General features: G+C 65.7%; 22 protein-coding genes and 1 tRNA gene. 11 read left to right on the top strand and 12 right to left on the bottom strand.

The features are described 5' to 3' along the window. Window positions 1-37: 37 nt before the first annotated feature. Together P0Y64_03615 and P0Y64_03610 are read right to left on the bottom strand one after the other, a co-directional pair. Window positions 38-517: an RNA pyrophosphohydrolase gene (locus P0Y64_03615; protein ID WEK44957.1), complete on the bottom strand. Its 480-nt coding sequence runs from the start codon at window positions 515-517 to the stop codon at window positions 38-40. Window positions 518-595: 78 nt separating this feature from the next. After that, window positions 596-1,612 (bottom strand): alpha/beta hydrolase, encoded by a 1,017-nt coding sequence (locus P0Y64_03610; GenBank protein ID WEK43927.1) that lies wholly within the window; start codon window positions 1,610-1,612, stop codon window positions 596-598. Between the two features lie 178 nt (window positions 1,613-1,790). Between P0Y64_03610 and P0Y64_03605 the strand changes: the two genes are divergently transcribed. The 5 genes from P0Y64_03605 (at window position 1,791) to P0Y64_03585 (ending at window position 7,832) form a co-directional block, all read left to right on the top strand. Beyond that, the gene (locus P0Y64_03605) at window positions 1,791-3,659 is read left to right on the top strand and encodes a 2-oxoacid:acceptor oxidoreductase subunit alpha (GenBank protein WEK43926.1); all 1,869 of its coding nucleotides are present in this window, start codon (window positions 1,791-1,793) and stop codon (window positions 3,657-3,659) included. Between the two features lie 28 nt (window positions 3,660-3,687). Beyond that, the gene (locus tag P0Y64_03600) at window positions 3,688-4,722 is read left to right on the top strand and encodes a 2-oxoacid:ferredoxin oxidoreductase subunit beta (protein WEK43925.1); all 1,035 of its coding nucleotides are present in this window, start codon (window positions 3,688-3,690) and stop codon (window positions 4,720-4,722) included. After that, a complete protein-coding gene (locus tag P0Y64_03595) occupies window positions 4,722-5,162 on the top strand; it encodes a hypothetical protein (GenBank protein ID WEK43924.1) in 441 nt (146 codons plus the stop codon). Before P0Y64_03600 ends, P0Y64_03595 begins: the two co-directional genes overlap by 1 nt. Before the next feature lie 223 nt (window positions 5,163-5,385). Further along, window positions 5,386-6,618 carry a cyclopropane-fatty-acyl-phospholipid synthase gene (locus P0Y64_03590; protein ID WEK43923.1) on the top strand — a complete coding sequence of 411 codons (1,233 nt, stop codon included), beginning with the start codon at window positions 5,386-5,388 and terminating at the stop codon, window positions 6,616-6,618. Further along, the gene (locus tag P0Y64_03585) at window positions 6,615-7,832 is read left to right on the top strand and encodes a serine hydrolase (protein WEK43922.1); all 1,218 of its coding nucleotides are present in this window, start codon (window positions 6,615-6,617) and stop codon (window positions 7,830-7,832) included. Before P0Y64_03590 ends, P0Y64_03585 begins: the two co-directional genes overlap by 4 nt. 199 nt (window positions 7,833-8,031) lie before the next feature. Here the strand turns inward: P0Y64_03585 and obgE are convergent, their stop codons facing one another. From obgE to hspQ, 6 genes are all read right to left on the bottom strand, one after another. Further along, complete coding sequence (gene obgE, locus P0Y64_03580; GenBank protein ID WEK43921.1) at window positions 8,032-9,084, bottom strand: GTPase ObgE; 1,053 nt, start codon at window positions 9,082-9,084, stop codon at window positions 8,032-8,034. A 1-nt stretch (window position 9,085) separates the two neighbouring features. Next, window positions 9,086-9,709 carry a TetR family transcriptional regulator gene (locus P0Y64_03575; protein WEK44956.1) on the bottom strand — a complete coding sequence of 208 codons (624 nt, stop codon included), beginning with the start codon at window positions 9,707-9,709 and terminating at the stop codon, window positions 9,086-9,088. Between the two features lie 40 nt (window positions 9,710-9,749). Then, window positions 9,750-10,295, bottom strand: coding sequence for a GNAT family N-acetyltransferase (locus P0Y64_03570; protein ID WEK43920.1), 546 nt, complete (start codon window positions 10,293-10,295; stop codon window positions 9,750-9,752). Between the two features lie 177 nt (window positions 10,296-10,472). After that, complete coding sequence (rpmA, locus tag P0Y64_03565; GenBank protein WEK43919.1) at window positions 10,473-10,742, bottom strand: 50S ribosomal protein L27; 270 nt, start codon at window positions 10,740-10,742, stop codon at window positions 10,473-10,475. 13 nt (window positions 10,743-10,755) lie between these two features. Beyond that, window positions 10,756-11,127, bottom strand: a complete 372-nt coding sequence (rplU, locus tag P0Y64_03560; GenBank protein ID WEK43918.1) for a 50S ribosomal protein L21 — start codon at window positions 11,125-11,127, stop codon at window positions 10,756-10,758. A 102-nt stretch (window positions 11,128-11,229) separates the two neighbouring features. Further along, complete coding sequence (gene hspQ, locus P0Y64_03555) at window positions 11,230-11,616, bottom strand: heat shock protein HspQ (protein ID WEK43917.1); 387 nt, start codon at window positions 11,614-11,616, stop codon at window positions 11,230-11,232. Window positions 11,617-11,745: 129 nt separating this feature from the next. On the opposite strand from hspQ, the gene P0Y64_03550 reads away from it, so the two are divergent. Next, window positions 11,746-11,835 (top strand) — tRNA-Ser (locus tag P0Y64_03550). 105 nt (window positions 11,836-11,940) lie between these two features. Here the strand turns inward: P0Y64_03550 and alkB are convergent. From alkB to P0Y64_03535, 3 genes are read right to left on the bottom strand one after another with little or no spacing between them, the layout of a single operon-like run. Then, on the bottom strand, window positions 11,941-12,579 hold the full coding sequence (alkB, locus tag P0Y64_03545) for a DNA oxidative demethylase AlkB (GenBank protein ID WEK43916.1): 639 nt from the start codon (window positions 12,577-12,579) through the stop codon (window positions 11,941-11,943). A gap of 8 nt (window positions 12,580-12,587) precedes the next feature. Then, entirely contained in the window at window positions 12,588-13,283 is a 696-nt protein-coding gene (locus tag P0Y64_03540) for a 2OG-Fe(II) oxygenase (GenBank protein ID WEK43915.1), read from the bottom strand. Then, the gene (locus tag P0Y64_03535) at window positions 13,280-13,795 is read right to left on the bottom strand and encodes a methylated-DNA--[protein]-cysteine S-methyltransferase (GenBank protein ID WEK43914.1); all 516 of its coding nucleotides are present in this window, start codon (window positions 13,793-13,795) and stop codon (window positions 13,280-13,282) included. Before P0Y64_03535 ends, P0Y64_03540 begins: the two co-directional genes overlap by 4 nt. Before the next feature lie 218 nt (window positions 13,796-14,013). On the opposite strand from P0Y64_03535, the gene P0Y64_03530 reads away from it, so the two are divergent. Both P0Y64_03530 and P0Y64_03525 read left to right on the top strand, forming a co-directional pair. Then, complete coding sequence (locus P0Y64_03530) at window positions 14,014-14,616, top strand: hypothetical protein (GenBank protein ID WEK43913.1); 603 nt, start codon at window positions 14,014-14,016, stop codon at window positions 14,614-14,616. 60 nt (window positions 14,617-14,676) lie between these two features. Further along, entirely contained in the window at window positions 14,677-14,937 is a 261-nt protein-coding gene (locus tag P0Y64_03525; GenBank protein ID WEK43912.1) for a hypothetical protein, read from the top strand. 31 nt (window positions 14,938-14,968) lie between these two features. Here the strand turns inward: P0Y64_03525 and P0Y64_03520 are convergent, their stop codons facing one another. After that, window positions 14,969-15,436 carry a YaiI/YqxD family protein gene (locus P0Y64_03520; GenBank protein ID WEK43911.1) on the bottom strand — a complete coding sequence of 156 codons (468 nt, stop codon included), beginning with the start codon at window positions 15,434-15,436 and terminating at the stop codon, window positions 14,969-14,971. A gap of 161 nt (window positions 15,437-15,597) precedes the next feature. On the opposite strand from P0Y64_03520, the gene P0Y64_03515 reads away from it, so the two are divergent. From P0Y64_03515 to P0Y64_03505, 3 genes are read left to right on the top strand one after another with little or no spacing between them, the layout of a single operon-like run. Next, window positions 15,598-16,059: an AraC family transcriptional regulator gene (locus P0Y64_03515; GenBank protein WEK43910.1), complete on the top strand. Its 462-nt coding sequence runs from the start codon at window positions 15,598-15,600 to the stop codon at window positions 16,057-16,059. Beyond that, complete coding sequence (locus P0Y64_03510; protein WEK43909.1) at window positions 16,056-16,460, top strand: VOC family protein; 405 nt, start codon at window positions 16,056-16,058, stop codon at window positions 16,458-16,460. Before P0Y64_03515 ends, P0Y64_03510 begins: the two co-directional genes overlap by 4 nt. A 50-nt stretch (window positions 16,461-16,510) precedes the next feature. Continuing rightward, entirely contained in the window at window positions 16,511-16,717 is a 207-nt protein-coding gene (locus P0Y64_03505) for a hypothetical protein (GenBank protein WEK43908.1), read from the top strand. Window positions 16,718-16,862: the final 145 nt, after the last annotated feature.

The raw sequence follows: 16,862 nt of genomic DNA, 5'->3' as shown, positions 1-16,862 counted from the left end.
TGGAGCAAGGGTGTGGCTGGGCTCGACGGGGCGTTGCTCAGCAGAGATGATCGGAAAAGGCCGCCAGCACCTGCTCATAGAGCGCGCGCTTGAACGGCACGATGATTTCCGGGAGGTCCGCCGGATCGGCCCAGCGCCACGCGCGAAACTCCGGATGAGCGGTGCGGATGTCGATATCGCGATCCGCGCCGGTGAAGCGAAACAGGAACCAATGCTGACGCTGGCCGCGATACCGGCCTTTCCACACCTTGCCGATCAGCTCCGGCGGGAGATCATAGGTCAGCTCTTCCGGCGCCGCGGCGATGAATTCGAGGTGTTCGGGCGCAACGCCGGTTTCCTCGCCGAGTTCGCGAATCGCGGCGGCGCGCGCGTCCTCCCCCGGATCGATCCCGCCCTGCGGCATCTGCCATGCCTCCAGCGTGGTATCGAGCCGCTGCCCGACGAACACCTGCCCGGCATGGTTGATCATCATCGCGCCGGCACAGGGGCGATAGGGGAGGGAGGCGGGATCGGTCATGTCCATCCGTTCGTGCAGTGACTGGCGCCGCACTGCACCCGCCCCATGGGTGCTGACAAGCCCGCCGCAGGCGGGGGATCAGCCCCCCGCCGCCTGCTTCATCACCCGTGCGCCCTCCGCCTCGACGATCACGTCCTTCAGCGCCGCGAGATAACCCGCGACATCGCCCGCGCTCGACGGGACCGCCTGACGCAAATTGACGAAGCCGTGGATATTGCCCTTCGCCTCGCGGAACGAAACCTGCACGCCCGCCTGCGCCAGCGCGGCGGCATAAGCGCGGCCCTGATCGCGGATCGGATCGAGGCTCGCGGTGATGATCACCGCCGGCGGCAGGCCGGCGAGATCGCCCACCATCGGCGAACCTTTAACATGCGTCGGCTCCGCGCCGTAATGATCCGAGAACCAGATCATCCCGTCACGGGTGAGCAGGAAGCCCTCCGCGAACTGGTTGAACGAGGGATATTCCTTCGTCATGTCCGCCGCCGGATAGATCGGGCCCTGCGCGATCACCGGCACGGCGGCGGGATCGTCGCGCAGCAGCATCGCCACCACGATCGTCAGATTGCCGCCCGCACTGTCGCCGGACAGGACCAGGCTGGTCGCGACGCGGCCCAGCTCCGCCGGATTGCCCGCGATCCAGCGCGCCGCCGCCTCGCAATCGTCGGGCGCGGCCGGCCACGGCGCCTCCGGGGCGAGGCGATAGTCGATCGAGACGACCGGCAGATCGAGCTGGCGCGCCATCTCCGCCGTGAAGCTCGCGTGCGTATCGATATCGCCGATGACGAAGCCGCCACCGTGATAGAAAACCACCACCGGGCCGGGTGCACGCGTGGCGCGCGCGTCAAACAGCCGCGCCGGAATCGTGCCGGCGGGGCCGGGGATGGCGAGATCCTTGATGACGGCCAGCTCGCCCACCGGCGGATCGGCGACATCCTTCATCGCGAGATATACGGCGCGCGCCTCCGCCGGCTGCTGCTCGTGCATCTTCGGGCCGGGGACGTTGTTGAGGAAATCGAGGAAAGCGCGCACATCCGGGCGGACGTAGGGTGCCGCTTCCGGGGCAGCGGCAGGGCGATCGATCAGCGTGTCGGTCATCGCATCAACTCTCCTCAAGGTTCGCTTTTGCAACTAAGCTTGCCGTATTAGATTGGCCGCGTCCACCGCCCGCGATAGCTCGACTTGCCACGCCGCCATATCATTCTACGTTGGATCACGCAGAAATGAGGGCGTAAGGCCTGAACACGATAACCGAAGTCCCACAGGAAACTGCCGCATGGCGACCGCCGCCCACCAAGTGACTCCCCAGGAAGCATCCGCAAACCCACCTGCCGAATCCATCGTCGTCCGCTTCGCCGGCGATTCGGGTGATGGCATGCAGCTTACCGGCGGGCAGTTCACGCTCTCCACCGCGCTGGCCGGAAACGACCTGGCGACATTCCCCGATTTCCCGGCGGAAATCCGCGCGCCGCAGGGCACGCTTTTCGGCGTTTCGGCCTTCCAGATCAATTTCGGCTCGACCGAGATCGAGACGGCGGGCGACGAGCCGGACGTGTTGGTTGCGATGAACCCGGCGGCGCTCAAGACCAACGTGCCGTCGCTGAAGCGCGGCGGCCTGATCATCGCCGACCAGGGCGAGTTCAACGACCGCAATCTCGCCAAGGCGAAATATGATGCCAACCCGCTTGAGGATGACAGCCTCGCGGCGTGGCAGTTGCTGAAGCTCAACATCTCCCAGTTGACGCTCGATGCGGTGAAGCCGTTCGGGCTGGGCAACAAGGAGGCACTGCGCTGCAAGAACATGTGGACGCTGGGTCTGGCGCTCTGGATGTTCGATCGCGATCGCGCGCCGCTGGTCGAGTGGCTGAAGGCGAAATTCGCCAAGGCGCCGACGCTGGCGGAAGCGAATATCGCGGCGTTGAACGCCGGCCATGCCTATGGCGAGACGGCGGAACTCGCCGGGCCGATGAAGCAGCATCACGTGCCGGCGGCCCCTGCCGAGCCGGGGCTGTATCGCACGATCACCGGCGCCGAATCGATCAGCCTCGGGCTGGTCGCGGGGACGCAGCTTGCCAGCCTGCCGATGTTCTTTGGCGGCTATCCGATCACGCCCGCCTCGGCGATCCTGCATCACCTGAGCCGGCTTAAGGAGTTTGGCGTCACCACCTTCCAGGCGGAAGACGAGATCGCCGCGATCGCCAGCGCGATCGGCGCATCCTATGCCGGGCAGCTTGGCGTCACCTCGTCGTCCGGGCCGGGCATCGCGCTGAAGGGCGAGGCGATCGGGCTGGCGATCATGACCGAGCTGCCGCTGGTCATCGTCAATTCGCAGCGCGGTGGCCCATCGACCGGCCTGCCGACCAAGACCGAGCAATCGGATCTCTATCAGGCGGTCTATGGCCGCAACGGTGACGCGCCGATGCCGGTGATCGCCGCGCGCTCGGCCGCCGATTGCTTCGACGTCGCGATCGAGGCGGTGCGCATCGCCACGCAATATATGACCCCGGTGATGCTGCTGACCGACGGCTATATCGCCAATGCCGCCGAGCCGTGGAAGGTGCCCGATACCAGCGCGCTGGAGCCGTTCCCGGTGAGCTTCCTGAAGGAAGCGCCCGCGGGTGGCTTCCTTGCCTATGCCCGCGACGAAAAGGGCGCACGGCCGTGGGTGAAACCCGGCACGCCCGGCCTGCTCCACCGCATCGGCGGGATCGAGAAGGCCGCGGGCAGCGGCAACATCGATTATTCGCCGGAAAACCACCAGCTGATGACCGATGCGCGTCGCGACAAGGTGGCGGGGATCAAGGTGCCCGATCAGCAGGTCGAGGTCGGCGAGACGTCGGGCAAGCTCGCGGTGGTGGGCTGGGGCTCCACTTATGGCCCGATCCTCCAGGCCGTGCGCCGCGCCCGCGCGCGCGGGCTGGATGTGAGCCATATCCATCTGCGCCACATCTGGCCGATGCCGGCGAACCTCGGGCCGCTGCTCAAGGGCTATGACAAGGTGCTCGTGCCGGAAATGAACACCGGGCAGCTCAAGACGGTGCTGCGCGATCAGTTCCTCGTCGACGCGCAACCGCTCAACAAGGTGTCCGGCCAACCCTTCCGCATCGCCGAAATCGAAGCGGCGATCGAACAGGCGCTGGCCTGAGCGCGGACGGGATCTAGGGATCAAGACAATGAACGAGATGACCACCATCGCCAAATCGTCGCCCAAGGATTGGGAGACCGATCAGGAAGTCCGCTGGTGCCCCGGCTGCGGCGATTATGCGATCCTGAAGGCGGTGCAGCGCACCATGCCGGAAATCGGCGCGCGGCCGGAAAACACCGTGTTCGTCAGCGGGATCGGCTGCTCGTCGCGCTTCCCTTATTATATGGAAACCTATGGCTTCCATACGATCCACGGCCGCGCGCCGGCGGTGGCGACGGGGGTGAAGCTCGCCAATCCCGATCTCGACGTGTGGATCATCACCGGCGACGGCGATGCGCTGTCGATCGGCGGCAACCACACGATGCACCTGATCCGCCGCAACCTGGATTGCCAGGTGCTGCTGTTCAACAACGAGATCTACGGGCTGACCAAGGGGCAATATTCGCCCACCAGCCGCGTCGGCACGCAATCGCCGTCCACGCCGTTCGGATCGGTCGATCGCCCGGCCAACCCCTGCGCCTTCGCGCTGGGCGCGGGTGCGCGCTTCGTCGGGCGCGGGATCGACGTGAACAAGAACCTGCCGAGCGTGCTCAAGGCGGCCTATGCCCATAAGGGCACCGGCTTCGTCGAGATCTTCCAGAATTGCATCGTCTATAACGACGACGTGTTCGCGCCTTTCACCGCCAAGCCGAACGCCGCATCGAACCAGCTGTGGGTGGAACATGGCAAGCCGCTGCTGTTCGAGAACGGCACCAAGGGGCTGGCGATGGACACCGATCGGCTGGTGCTGAAGGTGGTCGATGTGGCCGACGGCGATTGGCAAAGCGCGGGGGTGATCGTCCACGATCAGACCAACCGCGGCCTTGCGCATATGCTGGTCGAGATGCCGTTCGGCGCTTTCCCGATCGCGCTGGGCGTGGTGTTCGACGATCCCGCGCCGACGTTCGAGAGCGCGGTCGTCGCGCAGAACGCGAAGGCGAGCGAGGGCAAGGCGCCGAACCTCCAGAAATTGCTTTCCAAGGGCCAGACCTGGATGGTCGAAAAGGAGCCGAGATCCGAATGATGCTGACGTTCATTATTGCGGCCGCACTTCAGGCCGGCGCGCCTGCCGCAACCGCCACGCCGCAGGCGACGTCCGAGCAGCGCACGCGCCTTGCGCTCGCTTCGCGTGGCATGTCTCAGGCTGGCGTCGATGCGATGATGGATGCCGAGAAGAAGCATGCGCCGGCGCTGCGCGAAATCTCGCAGCGCGGGCAGACGGCGCAGAACAACATTCGCGTCGCGCTTGAAAAACGCCCGGTCGATGTCGAGGGTTTCGTGGCCGCCAACACCGCGCGCGCCGAGGCTGCGAACGCGCTTCAGCGCGAGGCGGTAGCGGTGGCGAACGAGCAGATGCGCGCGCTGTCGCCCACCGATCGGGCGGTGCTCGCGGAGCTGGCGGTGTCCGCGCCGCAACCGGCGCCACAGCAGCACGCACCGGCCAAGCCGAAGGCGAAACGCTAAGGCGGCGCGCGACGCCCGCGATTTCGCGGGCGTGAGGGGCGCACCGCCGGACAAAGGCAGTTGATGCCCGATCCCGTCACGCCCTGCTTCCATTCGTGGACGCAGGGCGGCGGCGGCCCGTGGTGCCCGAGATGATGCGCGCCGCATGCCTTCACCATCGCGCGCTGCGTAGAACACGTTTTCGCGCTTTCGTTTCGCTCGCCGCATGTGCAAAGGCGCTGCGGTGAATCGCTCGATAGCAAGCGAAACGCGGCGCGCTGGCGGCCGCCTGGCGCGTGTCGTCGCGCCGTTGTTTCATCGTATCCTCGACCGGATCGATGCCGGGCTTGCCCTTGGCGCGATCGAATCGACGCTGCCGGACGGCACCTGCCGGCTGCTTGGCGGGCGCGGTGACGGCCCGATTGCGATCGTCAATGTCCATCGCTGGCGTGCGCTTGGGCGGCTGATCGTGGCCGGCTCGGTCGGCTGGTATGAGGGGTGGGCGGCGGGAGACTGGTCCAGCCCCGATCCCGTCCCGATCTTCGATCTGTTCATGCGCAACCGCGCGACATTGGGCCGGGTGGCGCGCGCCAAGAGCGGGGCGCGATTCGCCGGGCGGATGTTCCAGGCGCTGCGCCGCAACGATCGCGCCGGGGCGAAGCGCAATATCGCGGCGCATTACGATCTGGGGAATGATTTCTACGCGCAGTGGCTGGATCCGTCGCTGACCTATTCCAGCGCGCTCTTCGCCCCCGGCGATACGCTGGAACAGGCGCAGCACCGCAAGCTCGTCACGATCCTGCAACGCACCGGCGCGGCGCCGGGGGACAGGATATTGGAGATCGGCTGCGGCTGGGGCTCGTTCGCGCTGACGGCGGCGCGCGCATCGGTCGCGGTGGATGCGATCACCTTGTCGGCCGAGCAGAAGGCGGTGGTCGAACGACGCACCGCGGGGCTTCCGGTTACGGTTTCGCTCACCGATTATCGCGATGTGACGGGGATTTACGACGGCGTCGCGAGCATCGAAATGGTCGAGGCGGTGGGCGAGAAATATTGGCCCGAATATCTCGCCACGATCGCGCGGGTGCTGAAACCCGGCGGCCGCGCCGCGATCCAGTTGATCTCGATCGCGGACGATGTGTGGGAAGCCTATGCCCGCAATCTGGATTTCATCCGGCGATACATCTTCCCCGGCGGGATACTGATTTCCGAAAGCCGGTTCCGCGCGCTGGCCGAGGCGAACGGGCTGGCGTGGCGCGATCGTGCGGGCTTTGGCGCGGATTATGCCGAAACCCTGCGGCTGTGGCGCGTGGCGTTCGACGCGGCGGTCGCGGAGGGGCGTTTGCCGGCGCGCTTCGATCAGAAATTCATCGACTTGTGGCGCTATTATCTGATGTATTGCGAGGGGGGCTTCCGCGGTGGCGGAATCGATGTCGCCCAGGTTACGCTGGTGAGGGAGCAGGGAATATGCGGGTGACGGGATTGATCGCGGCGATGTTGCTCGCCGGCACCGCGATGGCGCAATCCGCGCCCCAGCCCGCACCGGCCGCGCCAGCCAATGGTGGCGTCACCCTTACCGAGCAGAATCGCGCGAAGCTGCAACAGGCCGGTTCGGAAGTGTTGTTCTGGACGCAGGCCCAGCGCGACGCGAATTTTCCGCATATGGAGGATAAATTCCCCGGCCATGTCGTGCCGGCGGGGAAGAAGGTGCTCGCGCTGCCGCCCGGCCCCGCGTTGCCGATCCCGGCGGCGGATGTCGATGCGTTCATGGAGGCGCAGAATGTCGCCGGGCTGATCGTCGTGCAGCAAGGTACGATCCGGCTGGAGCGTTACGCGCGCGGCCTGACTCGCGATGGCCGGTGGACCAGCTTCTCGGTCGCCAAATCCTTCACCTCGACATTGGTCGGCGCCGCGATCCGCGACGGCTTCATCAAGTCGGTGGATGAGCAGGTGACCAAATATATCCCGGAACTCGCCGGCAGCGCCTATGACGGGGTGACGATCGCGCAGCTCCTCACCATGACCTCGGGCGTGAAATGGAATGAGGATTACACCGATCCCAATTCCGACGTGGCGCGGATCATCTCCTATCCCGCGCCGCCGGGGATGGACGTTACCGTGGCCTATATGCGCACCCTGCCGCGCGAGGCGGCGCCGGGCAGCAAATGGGTGTACAAGACCGGCGAGACCAACCTGATCGGGGTGCTGGTGGGCAAAGCGGTGAAGATGCCGCTCGCCACCTATCTCAGCGAACGGGTGTGGAAGCCGTTCGGCATGGAGCGCGACGCGTTCTGGATGACCGATGCGATGGGGCAGGAGGTTGGCGGGTGCTGCCTCTCCGTCTCGCTGCGCGATTATGCGCGGATGGGGATGATGGCGATGCAAGGTGGCCCCGGCATCGTCGCGCCGGGCTGGTTCGCGGACGCCACTCGCACCCATGCCGAAACCGGGCGCGGCACCGGCTATGGCTATGGCTATCAATGGTGGACCTATCCGCAGCAGCGCTTCGGCGGCGTCGGCGTCTTCGGGCAGAGCGTGACCGTCGATCCCGCGAGCAAAACGGTCGTCGCGATCGTCAGCGCCTGGCCAAAAGCGACCGATCAGGAATTGTCGCGGCAGCGGCTGGCGTTCCTCGATCGGCTTTTCGCGGCGGGCAAGGCGCCGTTGGCGAAAGCGCCGCGGCGGCGTTGAGGAAAGGGCGACGCGTGGGCGGCTGGCGCTTTCCGCCAGTCACCGATGGGGCGCGGCCGCCGCGTCGCGCAATCCGCTGACGTAGCGGCGGGATTCGGGATGGGGCACCGCGTCGGCCCGGCCGGTCCCCCGCACTTGCGCACCACGAACGCGGAACGTCGCCAGTCTCAGCCCGGCATCCGTTGGCTGGCGGCTGACCTTAGACCGGCGACCATTCGAGCGTGTCTTCGCCCTCATCATCCGGGCTCACCCCCGCACTCGGCTCCGGCCCGATCGCTTCCAGCAGCTTGTCGAGCGCCCAATCGACGCCAACGCCGCTCGCGCCCGAAATCGGGATCACCTGCGCGCCGCTTGCTTCCTCAAGCTCCGCCGAGAGTGCGGCGATCAGTTCGTCATCGAGCGTGTCGATCTTGTTGAGCGCGATCACCACCGGCTTGTCGTCAAGCCCCGCACCATAAGCGCAAAGCTCGTCGCGCACGATGCGATAGCTCTCCGCCACGTCCGGGTCGTTCGCATCGACCAGATGCAGCAGCACGCGGCACCGCTCGATATGGCCGAGGAAGCGATCGCCGATCCCCGCGCCGTCCGCCGCGCCTTCGATCAGGCCGGGAATGTCCGCGACGACGAACTCATTGCCTTTGTGCCGCACCACGCCAAGCTGCGGGCGGGTGGTGGTGAAGGCGTAAGCGCCAACCTTCGCCTGCGCATTGGTGACCGCGTTGATGAAGGTGGATTTGCCCGCATTGGGCAGCCCGACCAGCCCGGCATCGGCGAGCAGCTTCAGCCGCAGCCACACCCATGATTCCTCATGCGGCCAGCCGGTGCCGTGCTGCCGTGGCGCGCGATTGGTGGAGGTCTTGTAGCTGGCATTGCCGCGCCCGCCGTCGCCGCCGCGCAGGAACACCTCGCGCTGGCCGACCTTCACCATGTCGAGCAACAGGGTGCGATCTTCGTCATCGGCGAGAATCTGTGTGCCGACCGGCACCTGGATGACGAGATCGTCGCCGCCCGCGCCGGTGCGGTTCGAGCCAGAGCCGCCATGGCCGCGCGGCGCGCGGAAATGCTGCGTGTAGCGGAAGTCGATCAGCGTGTTGAGGCCGGCGACCGCCTCGAAGATGATGTCGCCACCCTTGCCGCCGTTGCCGCCGTCCGGGCCGCCATATTCGATGAACTTTTCGCGCCGGAAGCTGACCGCGCCGGGGCCACCGGCGCCCGAACGGATGAAAATCTTGGCCTGATCGAGGAAATGCACGTCAAATATTCCGGTCGTGGATAAGCATCTCGCGTGCGAGATGCCGCGCGCGATTGCGGGGCAATCCCAGCGCGCGGGTGAGGGGGGCGCCGAACAGGGCATCGCCCAATGCCATCAGCACGAGTTGCAGGGTTTCGTCCTGAAGCGGGCGTTCGTCTTTGGAATGGCCAGCGGCGAGATCGTCGACGAGATCGTGGATCGCCTCGAAGATCGGATCGAGCGCGTCCTCATTCCCGTTGAGGATCATCCAGCTCGCCAATGCCCCCGCGCCGCCGGTATCAAAGGCATCGAAGGCGAGATCGACAACCTCCGCCGGCTCCTGATCCGTTTCGCGCTGGCGCAATACGGCCTCGCGAATCGTGCTGGTGATATAGCCCGCCATCCGCCCGATCAGAGCCTTCTGCAGCCCATCGGCCGAGCCGAAATGATGCAGCAGATTGGCATGGGTGCGCCCGATGCGCGCGGCGACGGCCTTCAGCGTCACTGCCTGCGGGCCGACCTCCACCAGCAACGCACGCGCGGCCTCCAGCGCCGCCTCGCGCGATTCCTCGGGGCTGAGCCGCCGTCGGGTGGGAAGGGGGGGTAACGGACATTCCTTTGGCTGTCGGCGCTTTGCGGTGGAAATACAATCCTCCCGGCGCGCAAAGCGTTGCCGGGAGGATGGCTCAGGCGGCGATCGGGAACGACGCCATATCCTCGTCGTCGTCGAGATCGAGCGCCAGCACCGCGCAATCGACATCGCCGCCGCGTGCGAGCGAATAATGCGGTTCGCGGCGCACTTCGCGGAAGCCGAGTTTGGTCAGCACCTTGCGCGATGCGTCATTGTCGAGGTGATGGCTCGCCTCGATCCGCTTCACCGCCAGCGCATGTCGCGCGATCTCCACGATCATCTGCCCCGCCTCCGTGGCGTAGCCGCGACCCCATGCACTGGGCGTGAGCCAATAGCCCAGCTCATGCACGCCGCCTTCGGGGCGCAGCCCGATGCTGCCGATCAGTCGCGGATAATCGCAATCATGCGCAAGGATCGCAAAGCGCGGCTCCGTCGCGCCACGTGGCAGCGACAGGAAGGCCTCCGCATCCGTTTTCGCATAGGGCCAGGGCATGCGCGCCAGCTTCATCGCGACCGCTTCATGCGCGATCGTGCGTGTCAGCGTTTCCGCATCCTCCGGCCACCATGGCCGCAACGTCAATCTCTTCGTCCGCGCGAACATCCTCGCTCTCCTCGCCTGCTCGCGCCGCTAGCCCATCTGAATGACGGTCTGGCGACACAAGTGGTTCAGGGAGCAAGAAAAAAGGGAGCCGGGGCGGACCCGTCTCCCTCTGTCTGGCTGGTTCCTGCGTCAGGAACCCGGGTCGCCCTGGTGGGCAACCCGTCTGGTTACCCGATGTTATTCGGCCGCGGCCTGCATAATATCGACCGAACAGAATTTGCGGCCAAGCTTGCCGTCGTGGAACACGACTCGGCCGTCGACGAGCGCGAACAAGGTGTGATCCTTGCCGATGCCCACGTTGCGGCCCGGATAGAACTTGGTCCCGCGCTGACGAACGAGAATGTTGCCGGCGACCGCTTCCTGGCCACCGAACTTCTTCACGCCAAGACGACGACCGGCCGAATCACGACCGTTGCGCGACGAACCGCCTGCCTTTTTATGTGCCATTGCGAGCTACTCCTTACGCTTCGGCGGCCTGGGCGGCGTCGCCCTCGGCCTTCTTCGCGGCTGCCTTCGGCGCGGCCTTCTTCGCGGCGGCGCCGATCGACACGATCTTCAGGATCGTGTGCTGCTGACGGTGGCCGTTGCGGCGACGATAATTGTGACGGCGACGCTTCTTGAAGACGATGACCTTCTCGCCCTTCGCCTGCGCGACGATTTCGGCCGCGACGGTGAGGCCAGCGGTCGGCTTCAGCTCTGCGCCTTCGCCGGCGAGCAGCACGTCGCCCAGCGTCACCGACGATCCGGCATCGCCCTCGATCTTTTCGACGACGATCTTGTCTCCGGCGGCGACGCGGTACTGCTTGCCGCCTGTGCGCACGACTGCGAACATGGCCCTTATCACTTTCCAAATGCTATGACCCGAACAGGCACGCCCGTCGGGAGAAGCGGCGCGGTTAAGCCGGCTGAGTGATTCTGTCAACCGCCGCGCGGCTCAATGCCGGTGCTCGCGACGCAGATTGTAGCGCCCATCGGCGTAGCCGGTGAACAGTCCGTCGAGCGCCGGATGGTCGATCGGCTCGTCGCTTTCGTCCGCTACCAGATTCTGCTGGCTGACATAGGCGACATAGGTCGATTCGGCATTCTCGGCGAGCAGATGGTAGAAGGGTTGATCCTTGCGCGGGCGAATCTTCTCGGGAATCGCCTCATACCATTCGTCGCTGTTGTTGAAGACCGGATCGACATCAAAGATCACGCCGCGGAAATCGAACATGCGATGGCGCACGATCTCGCCGATTGCGAAGCGTGCGTGGGAGACCGGCGGCGCCACGGTGGACCCGGCAGAAGAAGCAGAAGCAGGAGTGGCGGCGTTGATCGTCATGTCGACTATCTAATGCGTCTCGCGGCTGGAGCAATGGGCGGCTTGCACATGCCGAACAATGCAGTTAGAGGCGCGCCCTCGATCGCCCCGCTGGCGCTTACCAAGCGCCTTTCAAGCGGACGACCTCGCGGAGAGGTGCCAGAGTGGTCGATTGGGACGGTCTCGAAAACCGTTGTGCCTTTACGGGTACCGTGGGTTCGAATCCCACCCTCTCCGCCATTGGTCCAGAATGCGTCGCCGATACCGTCAGAGAAACAGCGTCGGGCGCCGCGCCTGGGGCTGTGCGGCTCGATCACGGGCCGCCGGCACAGCTGGCCGTCGCGATCAGGCGGCTTTCCGGAAGGTGAGATTGTAGCGCAACATGCCGGTCAATCGGTGGTCGGCCCGTGCCAGCGTGTCGATTCCGTGGAAGGTCAGCCGCGCGGGCCCACCCCAGACCATGACGTCGCCGTGGCGAAGCGCGATCCTGCGCGATCGATCGCCGCGCGCCTGGCCGCCCCACAGGAACGTCGCCTCCACGCCGAGCGAGACCGAGACGATCGGCTGTTCCAGGTTGCGCTCGTCGCGATCCTGATGGAGCGACAGCTTCGCGCCCGGCTCGTAGCGATTGATCAGGCACGCCTCTGGCGCGAATCCCGTGAAGCCGGCCGCCGCCGCCGCATCGCGCGCCAGTTCGGCGAAGATGCGCGGCATCGCCGGCCATGGACGGCCGGTCAATGGGTCTGCGGTGTCGTAGCGATAGCCACGCCGGTCCGAGACCCAGCCCAGCCCACCGGCATTGGTCATCGCCACCGACATGCGGCGGCCACCGGGCGTTTCGAGATGACGAAACGGCGCCTTGGCGGCGATCGTCGCGATCGCGTCGAGCAGCAGTCGATCGATCGGTAACGCGAAGCCGCCGAGCAACATGGCGCCGGGATCGAGTGTCAGGTTGCGGCGATCATCCGGAAACAGATCATCCATCGGCATTTCTACGCTGCATCGTGAAAGATGATCCCGAGCGTATGGCGGCGCCCGGTGTGAACCTTGCTGACGCCATGGCGCATCGTGACCCGATAATCGCCGCGCGTGCCGCGCTGCGGCCGGACATTGACCGCGAACACCACCGCATCCCCCTTTGCCAGCGGCACCACGGCCACGCGGGATTGCATGCGCGGGCGCTGTTCGGTCAGCGCGAACTCGCCGCCGGTGAAATCGCGGCCCGGTTCCGACAGCAACGTCGCGATCTGCAGCGGGAATACGTGCTCGCCATAGAGATCCTGATGCAGGCAATTATAGTCCTGCGCATCATAACGCAGCAGCAGCGGGGTCGGCCGCGACTGCCCCGCCGCATGGCAGCGATCGAGGAACGCCTGGTGTGTTTCGGGAAATCGGGTGGCGATGCCCATGCGCTCGTGCCAGCGGTTCGCGATCGGCATCAGATGGGGATAGAGCGCGGTCCGCAATTTCTGGACGATGGGCGGAAGCGGATAGGAGAAATAGCGATACTCGCCCCGCCCGAAGCCGTGCCGCGCCATGACGACACGGCTGCGGAAACCCTCGTCGCGATCGTAGCGCGCGGCGATCGCGTCGCAATCCGCCGCGTCGATCAGGCCGGGGAGTATCGCCCAGCCCTGATGATCGAGATCGGTTGCGACATCGGCCCAGTCGAGCGCCACGATGCTCACGCCGCCGCCTCGATCTGCAGCAGGCGACGCTTGCGCGCGACGCCCCAGCGATAACCGGAGATGCCGCCGTCGGCCTTGACCACCCGATGGCAGGGTATCGCCAGCGCGATCACATTCGCCGCACAGGCGGCGCCCACCTCCTGCGCCGTCATCGGAACGGATAACGTCCTGGCGATTTGGCCATAGCTGCGGGTTTCGCCGACGGGGATCGCCCGCAACGCCGACCAGACGGCGCGCTCCGCATCCGAGCCGCCGATATTGAGCCGGAGATCGGCGTGGCAGCGCGGATCGGCGATCAGGCGCTCGACCTGCGCAAGCGCGCCCGCGATGGCGGCCTGATCTTCGATCAGCGTCGCGTTGGGAATGGCGGAATGCAGATCGCGCCGGAGGCGTGCGCGGTCATCGCCGATCAGGATCGACGCCACGCCGGCACTGCCGACCGCGACCAGCACGAGGCCGATTTCCGTCGTGCCAAAGCCATAGCGCACGGGCTGGGTGGGGTGAGAAAACACGCACTGCTCCTTTGGTTCGTGAAGCCAGCATCGCGTAAATGCTGATCTCCAGCATTCCGGCTCTTGCGCTCAAAAGGGGTTTTTCGCCGATTTTTCCGGCGGCTTTCGGGGGCGCGGATCGACATGGCGCGATCTACCAACAGGTGAACAGATTATGGTTCACATTCGGACTCGCGCGGAATCTACTCGCCGCTTGTTGTTGAGTAAGGGAAGATGCCGTGACCAATCCAGCCATCGCGGAGCCATGGGCCAGCGGATCGATCGATCCGAAAATGCTAGCCGATGCGCAGGCGCTGCGGACCGGATTGGAACTGGCGCGGGCCAATCAATTGACGATGCTGCGGCTTCAGCTTGCCCTCCACAAATCGAACCGGCGCGCCGCGATGCAGGCGCTCGACAATCTGCTCGATGTGGATGCGGAGATGGAAGGGCTGGTGGCGGCGCTGACGAATACGCTTCCGTCGGTGGCCGACGAGACGGGGCTATCCGGCTTTGTCGGGCGGCAAAAGGCGGCGATCGCCATCGAAAAGCACGCGCTGACGGGCGGAGACTGGAGCAACGACAGCGGGTCGCTGGCGATCGTTGCGCCCGGCGATTGGGCGGTCGACGCGGCGTTGCCCGAGCAATCGGCGTTTTCGGCGGCCGAGCCGGAAAGCGATGCCGGCGCGGTTGGCAACAAACGCTGGGGATATGTTGTCGCGGCCATGATGGTGGTCGTTTTCATCGGCGTGGGGTTGGCAGCTTATCTGTGGCCGATGCTGCCGGCGACTTTGCACGAGGCTTCGGCGCGCATCCTGACATTCGCCTCGCGGGCGGGGTGAGGGTAAATCGCTGAAGCGCGGGCCATGCGTGGCCGGTGAAATTCGGCTATCGCGCGGCGCATGGCGAAGAAGAAGCGCTACCTCACGGCCACGTTGCCGGACGGATATGTGAAGACGATCGGGCCGACCTCGATCGCCTATACGCATTATTGGCGCATCGTCGCTCTACTTGAGAACGGGCGGACCGAGGTGTTCTGGGGGCACGTCAAATCATTGCGTGAGGCGACCGCCAAGAAAACCGCCACCGCCGACGTGGCGAAGCAGCGGGGCTGGACGAGTTATGATTTCGAGGTGGTCGCGCTGACCGAGGGACCGAACTGATCCGGGCGGTCGCGGTGAGATGCAGCGGTGGTTATGCCGTGCGCTCTCGCTTGAGCCGGACGAGCGCGGCATCCAGCGCCGACAGGAAGCGTGAGCGATCCTCTTTGCTGAAGGGCGGCGGGCCGCCGATGCGATCGCCGCCGGCGCGAAGATCGTTCATGATCGCACGAACCGCGACCGCATTGCCGATCGAGCTGGTGGTAAACGGCTTGCCGTTCGGCGCGACGACCGTGGCACCTGCCTTGAGGCAACGATCGGCGAGCAGAATGTCGGCGGTGATGACCACCGCCCCGCCATCCGCACGCTCCGCGATCCAGTCGTCGGCGGCGTCGAACCCGTCGCTCACCACGACACGCGCGATCAGCGGGTGCTGCGGCACGCGCAGATGGGCGTTGCTGACCACCGTTACCGGCACTTCCAGCCGATAGGCGACGCGGTAGATTTCTTCCTTCACGGGGCAGGCGTCGGCGTCGACCAGGATGTGCGGCTGTTGGGTCATGGCGCGCTCCATGCCACGGAAGCGCCGCGAGGCGAAGGCGGCCCTGCGCGGTTGATCGTTGCGTGCGGCGGGTCTGCCGGGCATCACGGGCGGACAATCGCCGCGCTCGATCGGAAACCCCTACGTCGAAGATGGCCAGAACATCCGCCGACAGAGACCTGATGCTCCTGCGCCGCCTGTTGCGCGCCAAGGATCATATGGATGCCGCCCCGCATGAGGAATGGCCGGTGTCGCGACTGGCGCGCGTCAGCGGCGCGTCGGAGGCGCATTTCGCGCGTTCGTTCCGCGACGCGTTCGGCATTCCCCCGCATCGCTATCTGCTGACGCGCCGGGTCGAGCGGGCGGCGGCGTTGCTGCGCGATACAGACCTGCCGGTCACCGAAATCGCGTTCCAGACGGGCTGGGCCAGCCTTGGCACCTTCGGCCGTACGTTCCGCGACGTGACCGGCGAAAGCCCCGGCGAATTGCGGCGGCGAATGCAGGCGAAGCCGGGCGACCTCGATCAGGTGCCGCATTGCTTCGTCAGCGCGGCGCGCCGGCCCGATCTTAAAATCGCAGTTTCGGAGAAGCGGCGGCAGGCGAGCGGCGATAGGAATGGGGCAACCGAAACGGAGGTTCCATGACCCAGGGTGTTCAGATTGCCGGCGTATATGTCCACGATCAGGAAGAGGCGCTGCAATTCTATGTCGAGAAGCTCGGCTTCCGCGTTCATACCGATGCGCGCAACGGCGACTATCGCTGGCTGACGGTGCAATATCCCGATCAGCCGACATTCCAGCTCGGCCTGTTCCGCCCGCAGGCGCCGACGGTCGACGATGCGACCGCGCGTGAGTTGCTGAAGGCGGTTGCCAAGGGCGCGATGCCGCCGCTGGTGCTGGTCGTGGAGGATTGTCAGGCCAGCTATGAAGCGATGCGCGCGCGTGGCGTGGAGTTCACGCAGGAGCCGATCGCGCGTTACGGCTCGGTCGACGCGAACTTTCGCGACCCGTCAGGCAATGGCTGGAAGCTGGTTCAGGGCCGCTGAGGCCGACATGTGCCTCATCCCATCCTGGCTGCTCTTCGAGGGAGGCCGCTATGACATTGCGACACTGGATCCGCCGGAGCCATCGCTGGCTGGGCATCGTCCTGACGCTGACGATTCTCGCCAATTTCGTGGCGATGTCGTTCGGGCCGCCGCCGCCGATCGTCGTTTATGCGCCGCTCGGTCCGCTGGCGCTGCTGCTGGCCAGCGGATTGTATATGTTTTTCCTGCCCTATCTTAACGATAGCGAGCGGCCGTAGCCGTAGCCGTTGCGATGGCGCAGGCGTTTGTAAAAATTCATGTCTGCGAAGGCGGGTGGTTGGATGGCGGCAACCCGCCGACTAGTTCTGCGTTAGGCCGAGCAGCCGAATTATTGCCAGGACAACACGAAATTCCATGACCGTT

The sequence above is a fragment of the Candidatus Sphingomonas colombiensis genome, from assembly GCA_029202845.1.
Classification (GTDB): domain Bacteria; phylum Pseudomonadota; class Alphaproteobacteria; order Sphingomonadales; family Sphingomonadaceae; genus Sphingomonas; species Sphingomonas colombiensis.
Note: the sequence above shows the minus strand (reverse complement) of the source record. Positions and strands in the feature narration are given on the sequence as shown.

What these genes read in the sequence shown, in the direction of transcription:
- hspQ (WEK43917.1), bottom strand. Translation starts at nt 11,616, where the DNA reads ATGACGATCAACGCCGCCACTCCTGCTTCTGCTTCTTCTGCCGGGTCC.
- P0Y64_03570 (WEK43920.1), bottom strand. Translation starts at nt 10,295, where the DNA reads ATGTTCGCGCGGACGAAGAGATTGACGTTGCGGCCATGGTGGCCGGAG.
- P0Y64_03520 (WEK43911.1), bottom strand. Translation starts at nt 15,436, where the DNA reads ATGACCCAACAGCCGCACATCCTGGTCGACGCCGACGCCTGCCCCGTG.
- P0Y64_03505 (WEK43908.1), top strand. Translation starts at nt 16,511, where the DNA reads ATGACATTGCGACACTGGATCCGCCGGAGCCATCGCTGGCTGGGCATC.
- alkB (WEK43916.1), bottom strand. Translation starts at nt 12,579, where the DNA reads ATGGATGATCTGTTTCCGGATGATCGCCGCAACCTGACACTCGATCCC.
- P0Y64_03605 (WEK43926.1), top strand. Translation starts at nt 1,791, where the DNA reads ATGGCGACCGCCGCCCACCAAGTGACTCCCCAGGAAGCATCCGCAAAC.
- P0Y64_03595 (WEK43924.1), top strand. Translation starts at nt 4,722, where the DNA reads ATGCTGACGTTCATTATTGCGGCCGCACTTCAGGCCGGCGCGCCTGCC.
- P0Y64_03600 (WEK43925.1), top strand. Translation starts at nt 3,688, where the DNA reads ATGAACGAGATGACCACCATCGCCAAATCGTCGCCCAAGGATTGGGAG.
- P0Y64_03525 (WEK43912.1), top strand. Translation starts at nt 14,677, where the DNA reads ATGGCGAAGAAGAAGCGCTACCTCACGGCCACGTTGCCGGACGGATAT.
- P0Y64_03510 (WEK43909.1), top strand. Translation starts at nt 16,056, where the DNA reads ATGACCCAGGGTGTTCAGATTGCCGGCGTATATGTCCACGATCAGGAA.
- P0Y64_03515 (WEK43910.1), top strand. Translation starts at nt 15,598, where the DNA reads ATGCTCCTGCGCCGCCTGTTGCGCGCCAAGGATCATATGGATGCCGCC.
- rpmA (WEK43919.1), bottom strand. Translation starts at nt 10,742, where the DNA reads ATGGCACATAAAAAGGCAGGCGGTTCGTCGCGCAACGGTCGTGATTCG.
- P0Y64_03615 (WEK44957.1), bottom strand. Translation starts at nt 517, where the DNA reads ATGACCGATCCCGCCTCCCTCCCCTATCGCCCCTGTGCCGGCGCGATG.
- P0Y64_03610 (WEK43927.1), bottom strand. Translation starts at nt 1,612, where the DNA reads ATGACCGACACGCTGATCGATCGCCCTGCCGCTGCCCCGGAAGCGGCA.
- rplU (WEK43918.1), bottom strand. Translation starts at nt 11,127, where the DNA reads ATGTTCGCAGTCGTGCGCACAGGCGGCAAGCAGTACCGCGTCGCCGCC.